Raw genomic sequence first — 14,324 nt, 5'->3', positions numbered from 1 at the left:
GGCGGGTTCAGGGGGTCAGGGACGTTACGGCGGCGACCGCGCCGCCGTCGACGAGCAGGTCGGTGCCGGAGATGAAGGACGCGGCGGGGCCGAGCAGGAACTCGGCGGCGGCGGCGATGTCGGCGGGGGTGCCGGTCCGCTTGGCGTTGGAGGCGTCGATCATCATCCTCATGCCGTCGCCGTGCTCGCTGCCGAGTTCGGCGCGGCCCATGGGGGTGGCGATGACGCCGGGGCTGATGGAGTTGATCCGGGCGCCGCGGGCGCCCCAGGCGGTGCTGGCGGCCTGGACGCGCAGCCGGTTGGCGTACTTGGCGAAGGCGTAGGCGGTCCCGCTGTCGGCGAAGGCGGACGCGTCGCAGATCGGGAGGGAGAGCAGCTCGTCGGCCGGGGTGGCGGCCAGTTGCCGCTCCTGCTCGCGGGGGAGGCCGGGATGGAAGTGGCCCGCCATGCTGGCGATCACGAGGCCGGCGCCGCCGGGCGCGACGACCTCGCCGAACTCCTCCAGGACGAGCGCGACGCCGAGCAGGTCGACGGCCAGGATCGCCGGCACCGGCGCCTGCACGGGCGACAGCCCGGCGGTGTGCACGACCGACTGCACCGGGCCCAGGGAGGCGGCCTGCTCGGCCAGCGCGGCGACCGGCTTGCGCGCGGACACGTCCACCCGCTGGGCGGTGACCTGGTGGCCCTCGTCGGTGAGCTGCGCGGTGGCCGCGTCCAGGACCTCCTGGCTGTGGTCGGCCACCAGGAGGTGCGCGGACGGGCCGACGCGCCGGGCGATGGCCTGCCCCATGCCGCCGGCTCCGATGACCACCGCGACGTGCTGCGTCATGTTCTCTCCATCCCGTCCGTGACCAGGGTGCGGAGCTTCCTGCGGTCGAACTTTCCGCTCGGAAGCGTCGGTATCCGCTCGCTCGGCGTGATGACCCAGCGGGTCGGGACCTTGTAGGCGGACAAGTGCCGGCGTGCCCGCGCGGCGAGGGCCTCGACGTCGACGTCCTGGGCTGCGGGGACGATGACCGCGCAGACCTCCTCGCCGCGCGTGGGGTGGTCGGTTCCGATGACCACGCACTGGGTGACCTCGTCGAACGCTTCGATCACCGACTCGACCTCGCGCGGGGACACGTTCGCCCCGGCCGCCTTGATGAGTTCGCTGGTGCGTCCCACATAGAAGAGCCGCGGGTCGCCTGTGCGGCGGTAGACGCGGTCACCGGTGTGGTACCAGCCGTCCTGGTCGAACACCTCGGACCGCTCGCGCTTGTTGTAGCCCGCCATCGTCCCGGCGCCGCGGATCAGCAGCTCGCCGACGTCGCCGTCGGGGACGGGCCGGCCCTCGCCGTCGACGATCGCGATGTCGGTGAACGCGAAGCCGCCGGCCGTCTCGGTCATGCTGCGGTGGACGGGGTATCCGTCCGGGACGCCGTGCATGGCGAGGTCGAGCGGGCCGTCCCGGAGCATGGGCGCGCCGACGAGGTCGCGCTCGGCGAAGGACGGGTGGTCGCGCAGCTGCTGGGTGAACGCCGGCCAGCCGACGACGCCGTGCCCGCCTTCCCGCTCGATCAGGTCGAGCGCCGCGCCGGCCTCCGGACGCGGCAGGACGAGCACCGTCACCGGTTCGTGGAGCGCGCCCGTCGTGGCGAGGACGCCGCCGATCCAGAAGAACGGCATCGCGCACAGGATCCGCGGGACGCCGGAGGCGCCGGTCAGTGCCCGGATCGCCGCGGGCCAGGTGGAGGTCTGCCGGACGAGGGTGCCGTGCGTGTGCAGGACGCCCTTGGGGTCGGCGGTCGACCCCGAGGTGTGGACCATGATGGCCAGGTCGGCGGGGGTGACCTCGTCCTCGACGGCGGCCAGGAGTCCGGCGGGGGCGAGGGCGGTGCTCGCGGCGTCCCAGACCGTGGCCCAGGAGCGGTCGGACGGGCCGGTGAGGACGATGCGGCGCAGGTAGGGCGCGGCGGGCAGGCACAGGTCCCCGGCCCGCTGGTCCGCCAGGCCGGGAAGCGCGGCCTCGAACCGCCCGGCGACGTCGATCGTGAGGACGCGGGCGGGGGCGATGAGCACGGCGACGTCGGCGAGCCGCAGCACCTTGGCGATCTCGGCCGGGGCGTACAGGGTGCTCAGCGGGACGACGACGGCGCCGGCGCGGCTCGCGGCGAGCCACCAGACGGCCCATTCGGTGTCGCTGGTGAAGAACAGGCCGACGCGCGTCCCCTTGCCGACGCCGTGGCGGAGCAGCCACCGCGCGGCGAGCGCGGAGCGGCGGTCGGCTTCGGCGTAGGTCAGATGGTCGGTGGGCGTCACCAGGTACCGCTCGCGGCCGAACTCGCGCGCGCCGCGCCTGAGCAGTTCGGGGACGGTCGGGCGCGACTCGGTGTCTGCCGGCGGCATGGGACCCACTCTCGACGCTCGCGGTGCCCGGAGCCTATTACGTACGATTCCCGTACGTAAAGGGCCGGATCTAGAATGGGTCGCCCGCCGACCGCCGCGAAGGATCCCCGCCATGCCCGAGGCCCGAACGTCCGGTTCGACGGCGGGACGCAAGCGGGACCCGCTGATCGAGCCCCGGGTCTTCGAGGCGGCGGTCCGCGTCTACGCCCGCGCGGGCTGGGGCGGCTTCACGTTCGACGCGGTCGCGAGGGAGGCCGGCGTCGGCAAGCCGGCCATCTACCGGCGCTGGTCCGGCGGCGAGGAACTGCTCGTCTCGGCGCTGCACAACCTGGACTTCCCGACCGCCCGGGACTGCGGCTCGGTCCGCGCCGACCTCCTGGACTACGCGCGGCAATGGGTGCACTGGTACCGGCACACCGACCGCGCCCTGGCCGGCCGGCGGATCTCCCTCGACTCGCGCGCCCGGCCCGCGCTCGCGGCGCTGTACGAGGAAATGATCAACCGGCCCCGCACCGAGGCCGCCCGCGAGATCACCCGGCGCGCGATCGCCCGCGGCGAGCTGGCGCCGGCCGTCCGGTCGTCGACGCTCCCGGACCTGCTCGTCGGCGCGATGTCCACGCACTGGGAGTCGACGCCGGAGAGCAGCCGGGCCCGTCTCCGCCGGACGTTCCCCGCCTACGCCGAGACGCTCGTCGACATCATCCTCACCGGCGCGCGGGCGATGCCGGGCGGTGCTTAGGACAGCCCGTCCAGGACGGCCTCCGTCACCGTCTCGACCAGGGCGACGCCCGCGTCCATGGACGGGTTCCGGTCGGAGAGGACCGCGATCGAGTAGTCGTGGTCGCCCTTGATCCGGCCGATGCTGTTGATGACCCACAGGCCCCCGTCGGTGGAGCGGGGCAGCCAGCCGTTCTTCAGCGCGACGGCGTCCCCGGCGGCGGCGCCCGCGCTGACGCCCCAGTCCTGCGTGGTGTCCACCTGGCTCATCAGTCCGAGGATGTACCGGCGGCTGCGCTTGCTGAGCGGCCCGCCGCCGGAGACGAGAGCGTTCAGCAGCCGGACCTGGTCGCGGGCGCTGGTGCTGGTCAGCCCCCAGCTGACGCTCGTCGCCGTCGTCTCCTTCAGGCCGAGCCGGCGGTCGGCCTTCGCCAGCCCGGCCGCGCCGCCGATGGCGGACCACAGCGCGTTCGCGGCGGCGTTGTCGCTGTTCTCGATCATGCGGGTGGCCAGGCTCTTCTCGGACGCCGTGAGCGCCCGCCCCCGATCCTGCGCCTGCAGCAGCAGGGCCGCGAGGATGTCCACCTTGACGATGCTCGCCGTCACGAACCGCCGCGACGCCCCGTAGGTGTAAGAGGTGCCGTCCGTCAGGTCGCTCACCGACACCGACACGCGCGCGTCGCCCTTGACGGCCTTCTCGATGGCCTTGGCCAGTTCGCCGCGGTCGACCGGACGGGGCGTGGGCGACGCGCTCGCCGTCGGGGACGGGCTCGGCTCCGGCGCGAGGTCGGCGGCATTGCTGGGCGCGGCCACCGGCGCGCGCCCGGGCTCGCTCGCGTCCGGCCCGCTGAGCTTCCACGCCGCCGCCCCGAGGAGCATCGTGAGCGGCAGCGTCAGGCCGAGGAGCATGAGGGTGAACCGCCGCGCCTTTGGGTTGCGCATGGGACGACCGTGGCGGCCGTTCCTGAAGGCAACCGGCAGCCGATCTGAGAACTGGTTGATAATCCGCCTTGCACGGCATTAACGCGAGATCGCGAAGTCTCATCTTGCTGGAACGGCAAGATTTCGTGCCCGATCCGGGCATGCCGGTGAGACTGGCGAGGTCACCGGCCAGCCGCCGCACCACAGCAAGGAGCCCGCCGTGCCCAGCACCAAGCGCCGCGACACGCCGCCGCCCCGGACCGGAGGCGGTGAGGCCGAGACCCTGCGCGGGTTCCTCGACTACCTCCGGACGTCGATCGCCGCGAAGGTCGACGGCGCCCCCGAACCGCAGGTCCGGACGGCCGCCGTGCCGTCCGGCACGAACCTGCTCGGGCTGCTCAACCACCTGACGTTCGTCGAGCGCTCGATGTTCCTCGGGGACGAGGTCGCCGACTGGCAGGCGACGTTCCGGGCCGCGCCGGAGGACGGGGTGGCCGACGTCGTGGCCCGCTACCGGGAGGCGGTCCGGCGCGCGAACGAGGTGCTCGACGGGTGCGCCGACCTCGCCGCGCCCGTCCCCCGGCCGCGGCGGGGACGTCCCGCCCCCAGCGTCCGCTGGGCGCTCGCCCACATGATCGAGGAGACCGGCCGCCACGCGGGCCACGCGGACGTCCTCCGCGAACTGATCGACGGCGCGACCGGACGCTGACCGCCGGGCGCCGCGCCTCGTTCACCGCCCTGCCCGGCCGGTAGGCCTTCCGGACGTTGTGGCATCTTTCGGAGCAGCTCGCCGACGTCCGAGGAGGCATCCGTGACCAGTCCCTTCGACCGGGAGACCATCGAGGCGTACCGGGCCGCCGGCTGGTGGGGGTCGGAGACCGTCGCCGGGTACGTCCGGCGGAACGCGGCGCGGCGTCCGGACGGCGCCGCCTACGTCACCGCCGACGGGACGCTGTCGTGGTCGCGCTACGACGAGCATTCGACGCGGCTGGCCGGGCATCTCGCGGGGCTGGGCCTGGCGCCGGGCGCGCGGGTGGCGGCGCTGCTGCCGGACGGGCCGGCCTGGCACGTGACCGCGGTGGCGGCGGAGAAGGCGGGGCTGGTGCTGGTCGGCGTCGGCGCGCGGGCGGGCCGCCGCGAGCTGCGGCACCTGCTGGAACGGACCGGCGCGCGGACCCTGGTGACGCTCGGCGAACATCGCGGCGCGCCGTCCGCCGGCCTGGTGGCGGAGCTGCGCGCCGACGGCGCCGGCCTCTCCCGCCACGTGGTCGTGGACCGGCTCGGCCTCCCGGACGACCCGCGCGAAGGCGACCTGACCGGCCGCGCCCTCGGCCCCGACGACCTGGCCGTCATCAACTCGACCTCGGGCACGACCGGGCTGCCGAAATGCGTGTCGCACACCCAGAACCGCTGGTTCTACTTCGCCGAGCTGGCGCGGCGGGCGGGGAGGCTGACGGCGGAGGACGTGTTCATGGGCGCCGTCCCCGCGCCGTTCGGGTTCGGGCTGTGGACGGCGCACTTCTCGCCGGCGGTCCTCGGGATCCCGACCGTGCTGATGGAGCGGTTCGACGCGCACGCCGCGCTCGACCTGATCGAGCGGCACCGGGTCACCGTCCTGCACTGCGTGACGACGCAGTTCATCATGCTGCTGAACGCGCAGGAGGAGAAGGAGCGCGACCTCGGGTCGCTGCGCTGCATGTTCACCGGCGGAGAGGCCGTCCCCTACGAGCGCGCGGCGCGGTTCGAGGAGGCCACGGGCGCGACGGTGCTGCAGTTCTACGGCTCGAACGAGACCGGCGCGCTCAGCCGCACGTCCCTGGACGACCCGCGCGAGGTGCGGCTGCGCACCGCCGGACGCGTCGTCCCGGAGATGCGGGTGCGGCTGTTCGACCCCGCCGACGGATCCGACATCACGGACAGCGGCCGGCCCGGGCAGCCCGGCTGCAAGGGCCCCGCCACCTCCCCCGGCTACTACGAGGACCCGGACGCCGACCGGGCGCTGTTCACGCCCGACGGCTGGATGCTGATGGCCGACATCGTCGAGATCGACGGCGCCGGCCGCCTGCGCGTGGTCGGCCGGCAGAGCGACCTGATCATCCGGGGCGGGAAGAACATCAGCGCCGCCGCCGTCGAGGCGGAGGTGAGCACCCATCCCGCGGTCGCGCTGGCCGCGGCCGTCGCGATGCCGGACGAGGTGTTCGGCGAGCGCGTGTGCGTCTACGCCGAGCTGCGCCCGGGCGCCGCGCTCGACCTGGAGGCGCTCACCGGCCACCTGGCCGAGCGCGGCGTCTCCCGCGAATGGCATCCCGAGCGGCTCATCGTGCTCGACTCCCTGCCGCGCTCGTCTGGCGGCAAGGTGGCCAAGGGCGAGCTGCGCGCCGACATCCGCCGCCGCCTCACCTCCTAGCGGGCCAGCAGGGGCAGGCCGGCGGTCAGTTCGCGCAGGCAGCGCACCACCAGCCGGGCCGGGGACTCGGCGGTATCGGCGTCCGACGCGGCCCAGGCCTCCAGCGAGACGCGGATCGCGCTGGTCGCGGCGGCGGCGACCAGGCGGAGTTCGAGGGGGTCGGCGTCCGGTCCGGCCAGGCGGGCCAGGACGGGGAGGAGCCGCTCCTCGGAGTCGTGGTTGACCTGGCACCAGACGGCCCGCAGGGCGGGGTCGTTCTCGGCGGCGCGCAGCAGGCCGCGGGTCCAGCGCAGGCCCTCGGCGCCGACGTCGTCCTGGGGGGACAGGGACGCGACCGCCGCGGACTCGATCGCCCGGGCCAGGCCGGCGCCGGGGCCGGGGGCGGTCTCGGCGAGCAGCGCGCGCCAGCGGTCGCCGCCGGACGACAGGAGGGGGCCGACCGCGTCCTGCTTGTTGCGGAAGTAGCGGTAGAAGGTGCGCAGCGCGACGCCGGCGCGGCCGGCGATCTCCTCGGCGGTCGTGCCGTCGGGCCCCTTGTCGGCGAACAGTTCGGCGGCGGCGCGGGCGATGTCGAGTTGCGTCGCGGCCTTGCGGCGCTCGGTCAGCGAGGGCGAGCGGGACGTCCGGTCCTGCTTCGTGGTCATGGAGGCAGCCTACGTCCGGCGACGACAGTTCGGCACGCAGAGCCAAACTGACAAAATGTGCCACTTTGACGTACCGTGGACATAAAGGGGTTCTCACCTGGCAGAGGAGACGACATGGACCGCTACAACGGACGCCGGGCACTCGTCACCGGCGGCGGCTCGGGCATCGGTCAGGCCACGGTGCTGCGCATGCTCGCGGAGGGCGGCGACGTGGTCGCCGCCGACGTGAGCGAGGCGGGCCTCAAGGACACCGCGGCGAAGGCGGGCGCGCTCGCCGATCGCCTGAGCACGGTGATCGTGGACGTGGCGGACGAGGCGTCCGTGCGCGCCGCCGTGGCGTCCGCCGTCGCGGCCCTCGGCGGCCTCGACGTGCTGGTCAACGCGGCCGGCATCCTGCGCTCCTCGCACACCGACCAGACGTCGCTGGCCGACTTCACCAGGGTGATCACGGTGAACCTGACCGGCACCTTCCTGATGATCCGCGAGGCGATCCCGGCGCTGCTGGAGGGCGCGGCCCCGGCCGTGGTCAACTTCAGTTCGACGTCGGCGATGTTCGCCCACCCGTATATGGCGGCATACGCGGCGAGCAAGGGCGGCATCCAGTCGATGACGCACGCCCTCGCCGCCGAGTACGGCAGGCAGGGGATCCGGTTCACGGCCGTCCAGCCCGGTTCGATCTCGTCGGGGATGACGGACGGGTCGGGGGAGAGCCGGCAGAGCCAGGGCCCGGGGCTGCCCGAGGACGCCGACCTGAGCCTGTTCGCGAAGCTCTCCCCCGCGCTCGGGAAGGGGTTCGCCGGGCCGGAGGCGGTGGCGGGCGTCGTCGCGATGCTCGCGTCGGAGGACGGCGCCTTCATCACCGGCACCGAGGTCCGCATCGACGGCGGCACCCACTTCTGACCGTCCGGCGGGCGGTCGCGTCCGGCGGTCAGCCGCGCCCGCGGTGCGGGAGGAGCGGGCTGCTCAGGGCGATGGCCAGGGCGAGGCCGGCCGCGATGAGGAAGACCCGGTCGTAGGCGCCGGCGGTGGTGAGCACGGCCAGGCCGATGGAGCCGCCCACCTGGCTCGCGGTCTGGGCGAGGCCGCCGATGGCGCCCGCGTCGTCCTCGGGGACGCCGGCGGTGGTCGCGGCCATGAGGGTGGGGAAGGTCAGCCCGATGCCGGCCGCGATGAGGAGTGTGGGCCCGAGGATGCCGGTGAGGTAGGTGCTGCCGGCGTCCGCCTGGGAGAGCCAGCCGAAGCCGGCCAGGAAGCAGGCGGAGCTGGCGAGGATCAGCGGCCGGACGCCGAGGCGCGGCAGCAGTCCGGCGGCCCATCGCGCGACCAGCACGAACGTCACGGCCGCGGGGGTCTGCCCGAGCCCGGCCCGGAACGCGCCGTAGCCGAGGACGTTCTGCAGGAACAGCGAGGTGAAGTACCACATCGCGATGGCGATCCCGCCGAAGAGCAGCAGCATGCCGTTGCCTGCGGCGACCCCCCGGACGCGCAGCAGCCGCAGAGGCATCATCGGCCGCTCGGCGAACCGCGCCTCCACGAGGACGAAGGCGCCGAGCAGGAGCAGGCCCGCGACGGCCGGGCCGATGACGGGCGCGGACGTCCAGCCGTGGTCGGTGCCGTGCATGACCCCGTAGACGAGCGCGGCGAGGCCCGCCGTCCCGGTGACGGCGCCGGCGAGGTCGAGCGGTTCCCGGCGGCCGGTGCGGGTGCGGGGCAGCGCCGTCAGCGCGGCGGCGACGAGCACCGCGCCGATCGGCACGTTGATCAGGAAGACCCAGCGCCAGGACAGGCCGGTGGTGAGGGCGCCGCCCGCGACGGCGCCGGCCGTCCCGCCGACGCCGCCGGCGGCGGACCACGCGCCGAACGCGCGGGCGCGCTCGCGGCCCGCGGCGAAGCCGGTGTTGATCACGGCGAGCGTCGCGGGGGCCAGCAGGGCGGCGCCCATCCCCTGCGCGACGCGGGCGGCGACGAGGACGGCGGGGACGGTCGCGAGCCCGCCGGCCAGGCTCGACGCGGAGAACAGGACGAGCCCGACGGTCAGCGTCCGGCGGTGGCCGAACAGGTCGGCGGCGCGCCCGCCGAGCAGCAGGAACCCGGCGAAGGCGAGCAGGTAGCCGTTCACCACCCAGGCGAGCCCGGCGGGCGGGAAACCGAGGTCCCGGTCGAGCGAGGGCAGCGCGACGTTCACGATGGACGAGTCGAGGATCACCATGAACTGGCCGGCGCACGCCACGGCGAGGACCAGCCATGCGGGCCCGCTGCGGCCGGGGTGCGGGGCGTCGGCCGGGCTGCCGTGGGCGGCCGTGTTCTTCGCGGCCGTGTTCTTCGCGGTCGTGCTCTTGGGGGTCATGCCGGCTCCCTGGCTAGAATTAGTTATGCGAATAACGTTATGCGGATAATAGTTATCCGCCTAACCAACCTGTCAAGGAGCGCCCGTGGACTTCGACCGAGCCGACGCCCTCAACCAGGCGATCCGCCTGCTGAGCCTGCGCCACCGGGCCCGGACCGCCGAGCTGCTGGCCCCCCTCGGCCTGCACCCCGGCCAGGAGGCGCTGCTGCTCGAACTCGCCCGGACCGGCCCGATGATCCAGGCCAAGCTCAGCGAGGCGCTCGGCGTCGAGCGGCCCAGCGTCACGCTCATGGCCCGCAAGCTCGAAGCCGCCGGCCACATCCGCCGCGCGCCCGCCCCCGGCGACCAGCGCGCCACCGTCGTCGAGCTCACCGAGGACGGCCGGGCGCTGGCCGAGCGAGTGAAGCGGATGTGGTGCGCCCTGGCGGAGGAGACCGTGACCGGCCTCCCCGCCGCGACGGTCGCGGAACTGCCCGGCCTCCTCGGCACGCTGACCGGCAACGTCGACGCCAAACGCCGCCGCGGCGATGGGTAAAGGCGTCAGACGACCTCGAAGTTCGCCATCATGCCCATGTCCTCGTGCTCGGCGTTGTGGCAGTGGAAGAGGTAGCGGCCGCGGTAGCCGTCGAAACGGGTGATGATCTCGACCGCCTCGCCGGGCCGGAGCGCGACGGTGTCCTTGAGGCCGGCGTCGCGGGCCAGTGGCCGCCCGCCGCCGCGCGACAGCACCCGGAAGCCGACCAGATGCAGGTGGACGGGGTGGTGGACGTCGGCGACCAGCCGCCACACCTCGACGTCGCCGAGCCGGACGGTGGCGTCGGTGCGCGCCGGATCGAACGGCCGCCCGCCGATCAGCCAGCCGTGGCCGCCGCCCATGCGCCCGGCGCGGAACGAGAAGTCCCGGACCCGGACGGCGTCGGACCGGCGCCAGGACGGCACGTCGGTGGACAGGACGCGCGGGACGCGGCTCCCGTCCCGGGCCTTGCGCGCGACCCGGAACGCCATGACGTCGCGCGTGCGGCCTGAGCCCAGCCGGTTCGCGATCCTGACGCGGCCGCCGACCGGGACGCCGGAGAAGTCGACGACCAGGTCGTAGCGTTCGGCCGGCGCGATCGGCAGCGTCCGGTGGACGACGGGCGCGGCGAGCAGCCCCTGGTCGGCGCCCACCTGGACGAGGTCGAGCCGGCGCCCGTCGTCGGTGACCGCTTCGAGTTCGTAGTGCCGGGCGTTCGAGGCGTTCAGGACGCGCAGCCGGTACCGGGCGGCGTCGACCTCGTGTACGGGCCACGGCGCGCCGTTGACGAGGACCACGTCGCCGAGGACGCCCGCGAGGTACGGCTCCTCGACGCCCGGCCGTTCGCGCAGTGCGGGGTCGAGCGCCGGGTAGGCGAGTGCGCCGTCGTCGCCGAACGCGCGGTCGGCGATCATGAGCGGCAGCTCGCGGTGCCCCGAGGGGAGGCCGAGCACCTCCTCGGCGTCGTCGCGGACGATGTGCAGCCCGGCGAGGCCGCGCCAGATCGCGGGGGCGGTGAAGTCCATCCGGTGGTCGTGGTACCAGAGCAGGGTCGGCCGCTGGTCCAGCGGGAACGTGTAGTCCCGCGTAATCCGGCTCTCCACCGCGCGCGGGTCGCGCATGCCGCCCATCCCGTGCATGCCGTGGTGCCCTCGGGCGGTGCCCGGCCAGCCCTCGGGCAGGACGAGGTCGGTCGGATAGCCGTCGGACGAGGCCGGGGTCCGTCCGCCGTGCAGGTGGACGACGGTCGGCACGGGCAGCTCGTTGCGGTGCCGGATCGTCACGGGACGGCCGCGGCGCGACTCGATCGTCGGCCCGGGGAAGGTGCCCTCGTACGTCCACAGCGGCGTCCGGATCCCGGGCAGGATCTCCACGGCCGTCTCGCGCTGCGTTATCTCGTACCGGTCGATGCCCCCGGTGGTGCTGACCGGCTTCAGCACGGGAGGGATCGGCAGCGGGACCTGGAACGGAGGCGGCAGCGGCACCTTGCTGCGCAGTTCGGCGCCGGTGCGCGGCGGGCGGCGGGCCAGCGCGCGCGCCGTCGTCAGGCCGCTGAACGCCACCAGCCCGAGCGCGCCGCCGATGCTCAGGACATGCCGCCTGGCCAGGCCGCGGGCAGGGCCGAACCGCTCGTGTCCGGGCTGTCCGGGCTGTCCGGGCTGGTCGCCGTCGTGGTCACTCATCGCCGGTCTCCTCCCGCTTCGGTCCGGCCGCGATCGGCTTCGGACGCCGTTCGAGGGGGTGGCGCCACACGTCGACGAACTGCACGACGAGCGCGGCGATGGTCGCCACGCCGAGCGGGAGGTGCAGCCACAGCGCGCCGTCCATCCCGGCGAAATACTGGACGGTCTCGGCCGCCACCAGGCCCAGCGTGGCCAGGAACGGCCCGGCCCGCCGCAGCCGGACCCAGACCGCGATCGCCGCGATCAGCTGGACGTAGCCGAGCGACGTGGTGACGTCGGCGCCCGCCTCGTGCAGCCGCAGCCCGTCGTAGTCGCCGCTCAGGAGCACCCCGGCGAACACCGGCTGCCCGAAGATCGCGACGACGTGCGCGCTGACGACGGCCCGGAGGACCCACGCGGCGGGCCTCGTCCGGTGCGCGGACCCGGCCGGGGCGGGCGGTGCCGGACGGGACTCGTCGGCCGCGGTGACCATGGCGCGCCTCCTCACTCTCTCGATGCGCGGACACCGCGACGCTATGACTGAAGAGTTATCCTGTCTAAGATCAATATTGCTATGACGTTATGATTCGCGAAGCATGACGAGGCGGCCATGGATCTCCACATGCTCCGGCAGTTCCTCGTGGTCGCGCGCCTGGAGCACCTCAGCCGCGCTGCCGAGGAGCTGCGCGTCGCGCAGCCGTCGCTGAGCCGCACCATCGCGCGGCTGGAGGGGGAGCTCGGCGCACCGCTGTTCGACCGGGCCGGGCGGCTCCGGCTGAACGACACCGGGAAGCTGTTCCGCGGGCACGTCGAGCGCGCGCTCGGCGAGCTCGACGCGGGCCGGCGGGCGGTCGCCGAGGCCGCCGGCGAGGGCTTCGGCACCGTCCGGCTGGCGTCGGAGACCTTCCTGACCTTCACCGCGCCGCTCGCCGCGTACAAGCGGGCGCATCCCGACGTCGAGGTCGAGCTGCACCAGATGCCCGCCGCGGACATGTCCCGGGCCCTCCTCGCCCAGGACGTCGACCTCTGCGCCGCCTCGCAGCCGATCCACGCCGACGGGCTGGAATCGGTCCGGCTGCTGGACGAGGAGGTGTGGCTGGCCACGCCGCTGGACCATCCGCTCGCGGGCCGCGCCTCGGTGACCGTCGACGAGCTGGCCGGGCAGCCGTTCATCGCCGCGCACAAGGGGCACTGGCAGCGCCGGCTCCTCGACCGGCTGTTCGCCGCCCGCGACCTCACCCCGAAGATCGTCTGCGAGGGGGACGAGGTGGGCTCCATCGCCGAGCTGATCATCGCGGGGTTCGGCGTCGGCCTCGTCCCGGGCCTCGCCCGGCGCTCGGCGTCCATGGCCCCCGTCGCCTGGATCGCCGTCGACAGCCCCGACTGCCGCCGCACGCTCAGCCTGTACTGGGGCGCCGGCAGCCGCCTGTCGGCGGCCGCCCGCCTGATGCGCACCACGATCGCCGGGTGGGACTGGATCGCCGGCGAGCCGCGGGAGGGGTGACGGCGGCGGGGTCTCACCCCGCGCCGAAAATGGTATACCAATCGGTATGGCTGTAGCGATCGTGACGAACGTGCGCCCCTGGGGCGGTCCGGCCGCGGACGTGGTCGTCGACGGCGCCCGGATCCGCGAGGTGCGCCCCGCCTCCGGCACGGACGCCGACGGTGAACGCATCGACGGCGGCGCACGCACGTGGACGTCGATCTCGGGGTCGGGCTGCGCGGCATCGAGGTCGTGCGCGAGGCCGCGGACCGGCTCGGCGGCGCCGTCGACGTGGAGATCGTGGCGTTCCCGCAGGACGGCGTGGTCCGCCGCCCCGGCGTGCTCGACCTGCTGGACGAGGCGGCCGCCGCCGGCGCGGCGAGCATCGGCGGCATCGACCCGGCCGGCATCGACCGCGACCCCGTCGCGCAGCTCGACGGCCTGTTCGGCATCGCGGAGCGCCGCGGCGTCGGGCTGGACATCCACCTGCACGACCACGGCGAGCTGGGCGCGTTCCAGTTCGAGCTGATCGCCGACCGCACGGTGCGCGCGGGGCTGCAGGGCCGGGTGACGATCTTGCACGGGTTCGCGCTCGGGGAGCTGCCCGTCCCGCGCCAACGCGAGCTGCTGGAGCGGTTCGAGGAGGCCGGGATCTCGTGGGCGACGGTCGCGCCACCGGGGACGGCACCGCTGCCGTGGCGGGAGATGGCCGGCCGCGGCATCGGGCTCGGGCTCGGCACCGACGGCATCCGCGACCTGTGGTCGCCGTTCGGCACCGGCGACATGCTGGCCGCGACCTGCACGATCTGGTCCCCGGCGCCCCCGCCGACCCGGTGCTCGTCGACGCGGAGAACGTCCCCGACGCGCTGGTCCGCTGCCCCGAGCGGAAGCTCGTGATCGCGGGCGGCCGGGTCGTGGCGCGCGACGGCGACGTCCTCGTCTGACATCGGCTCCCCCGGGACGCCCGGAGTTCAGCCCGGCGGGTCGGCGGCGTCGCCGCGGCGTCCGATCTCCAGGTGGCGCAGCGCGAGCTCCTCGACCCCGGCGACGTCGCGCCGAGCGACCGCCTCGTACAGCCGCTCGTGCTCCTCGGCCACGCGCAGCAGGTCGTCGTGCTGTCCGAGCAGCCAGCGCATGCGGCTGCGCAGGACGCCCTCCAGCTCGTCGAGGAGCTGGTTGGCCGCGAGTTCCGTGACGCGTTCGTGGAAGTCGGCGGCGGACCGGCGCGCGGCCACCGCGTCGCCC

General features: G+C 74.4%; 15 protein-coding genes. 7 read left to right on the top strand and 8 right to left on the bottom strand.

Annotated features, from left to right (window positions below; genetic code table 11):
• Positions 1-7 precede the first annotated feature (7 nt).
• Positions 8-829, bottom strand: a complete 822-nt coding sequence (locus F9B16_RS20270; protein ID WP_151541671.1) for an SDR family oxidoreductase — start codon at positions 827-829, stop codon at positions 8-10.
• Positions 826-2,385, bottom strand: a complete 1,560-nt coding sequence (locus F9B16_RS20265; protein ID WP_151541670.1) for a class I adenylate-forming enzyme family protein — start codon at positions 2,383-2,385, stop codon at positions 826-828. Before F9B16_RS20265 ends, F9B16_RS20270 begins: the two co-directional genes overlap by 4 nt.
• 112 nt (positions 2,386-2,497) lie before the next feature.
• Between F9B16_RS20265 and F9B16_RS20260 the strand changes: the two genes are divergently transcribed.
• Positions 2,498-3,124 carry a TetR/AcrR family transcriptional regulator gene (locus F9B16_RS20260; protein ID WP_192808888.1) on the top strand — a complete coding sequence of 209 codons (627 nt, stop codon included), beginning with the start codon at positions 2,498-2,500 and terminating at the stop codon, positions 3,122-3,124.
• Here F9B16_RS20260 and F9B16_RS20255 read toward each other — a convergent pair.
• The gene (locus tag F9B16_RS20255; RefSeq protein ID WP_225991795.1) at positions 3,121-4,044 is read right to left on the bottom strand and encodes a serine hydrolase; all 924 of its coding nucleotides are present in this window, start codon (positions 4,042-4,044) and stop codon (positions 3,121-3,123) included. The two genes, F9B16_RS20260 and F9B16_RS20255, sit on opposite strands and share 4 nt — an antisense overlap.
• A 199-nt stretch (positions 4,045-4,243) precedes the next feature.
• Here F9B16_RS20255 and F9B16_RS20250 point away from each other — a divergent pair, with 199 nt between their 5' ends.
• Together F9B16_RS20250 and F9B16_RS20245 are read left to right on the top strand one after the other, a co-directional pair.
• Positions 4,244-4,732 carry a DinB family protein gene (locus F9B16_RS20250; protein WP_151541668.1) on the top strand — a complete coding sequence of 163 codons (489 nt, stop codon included), beginning with the start codon at positions 4,244-4,246 and terminating at the stop codon, positions 4,730-4,732.
• A gap of 102 nt (positions 4,733-4,834) precedes the next feature.
• Complete coding sequence (locus F9B16_RS20245; protein WP_151541667.1) at positions 4,835-6,430, top strand: class I adenylate-forming enzyme family protein; 1,596 nt, start codon at positions 4,835-4,837, stop codon at positions 6,428-6,430.
• Here the strand turns inward: F9B16_RS20245 and F9B16_RS20240 are convergent.
• Entirely contained in the window at positions 6,427-7,074 is a 648-nt protein-coding gene (locus F9B16_RS20240; RefSeq protein ID WP_151541666.1) for a TetR family transcriptional regulator, read from the bottom strand. The two genes, F9B16_RS20245 and F9B16_RS20240, sit on opposite strands and share 4 nt — an antisense overlap.
• 114 nt (positions 7,075-7,188) lie before the next feature.
• Between F9B16_RS20240 and F9B16_RS20235 the strand changes: the two genes are divergently transcribed.
• The gene (locus F9B16_RS20235; protein ID WP_151541665.1) at positions 7,189-7,974 is read left to right on the top strand and encodes an SDR family NAD(P)-dependent oxidoreductase; all 786 of its coding nucleotides are present in this window, start codon (positions 7,189-7,191) and stop codon (positions 7,972-7,974) included.
• Positions 7,975-8,002: 28 nt separating this feature from the next.
• On the opposite strand, the gene F9B16_RS20230 is transcribed toward F9B16_RS20235, so the two are convergent.
• Positions 8,003-9,421 carry an MFS transporter gene (locus F9B16_RS20230; RefSeq protein ID WP_151541664.1) on the bottom strand — a complete coding sequence of 473 codons (1,419 nt, stop codon included), beginning with the start codon at positions 9,419-9,421 and terminating at the stop codon, positions 8,003-8,005.
• An 85-nt stretch (positions 9,422-9,506) separates the two neighbouring features.
• Here F9B16_RS20230 and F9B16_RS20225 point away from each other — a divergent pair, with 85 nt between their 5' ends.
• Positions 9,507-9,956 (top strand): MarR family winged helix-turn-helix transcriptional regulator, encoded by a 450-nt coding sequence (locus F9B16_RS20225; protein WP_151541663.1) that lies wholly within the window; start codon positions 9,507-9,509, stop codon positions 9,954-9,956.
• 5 nt (positions 9,957-9,961) lie between these two features.
• Here the strand turns inward: F9B16_RS20225 and F9B16_RS20220 are convergent, their stop codons facing one another.
• Both F9B16_RS20220 and F9B16_RS50985 read right to left on the bottom strand, forming a co-directional pair.
• Positions 9,962-11,617, bottom strand: coding sequence for a multicopper oxidase family protein (locus F9B16_RS20220; protein ID WP_151541662.1), 1,656 nt, complete (start codon positions 11,615-11,617; stop codon positions 9,962-9,964).
• Positions 11,610-12,089: a hypothetical protein gene (locus F9B16_RS50985; RefSeq protein WP_192808886.1), complete on the bottom strand. Its 480-nt coding sequence runs from the start codon at positions 12,087-12,089 to the stop codon at positions 11,610-11,612. The genes F9B16_RS20220 and F9B16_RS50985 overlap by 8 nt, the downstream gene beginning before the upstream one ends.
• Before the next feature lie 117 nt (positions 12,090-12,206).
• Here F9B16_RS50985 and F9B16_RS20210 point away from each other — a divergent pair, with 117 nt between their 5' ends.
• Complete coding sequence (locus F9B16_RS20210) at positions 12,207-13,100, top strand: LysR substrate-binding domain-containing protein (protein ID WP_151541661.1); 894 nt, start codon at positions 12,207-12,209, stop codon at positions 13,098-13,100.
• A 189-nt stretch (positions 13,101-13,289) separates the two neighbouring features.
• Positions 13,290-13,976: an amidohydrolase family protein gene (locus F9B16_RS20205; RefSeq protein ID WP_225991794.1), complete on the top strand. Its 687-nt coding sequence runs from the start codon at positions 13,290-13,292 to the stop codon at positions 13,974-13,976.
• A 74-nt stretch (positions 13,977-14,050) separates the two neighbouring features.
• Here F9B16_RS20205 and F9B16_RS20200 read toward each other — a convergent pair.
• A partial coding sequence (locus tag F9B16_RS20200) for an FCD domain-containing protein (RefSeq protein WP_151541660.1) occupies positions 14,051-14,324 on the bottom strand: 274 nt, incomplete at its 5' end.

This window comes from Actinomadura montaniterrae (assembly GCF_008923365.1).
Classification (GTDB): domain Bacteria; phylum Actinomycetota; class Actinomycetes; order Streptosporangiales; family Streptosporangiaceae; genus Spirillospora; species Spirillospora montaniterrae.
This window is presented reverse-complemented; position numbering and strand designations above follow the sequence as displayed.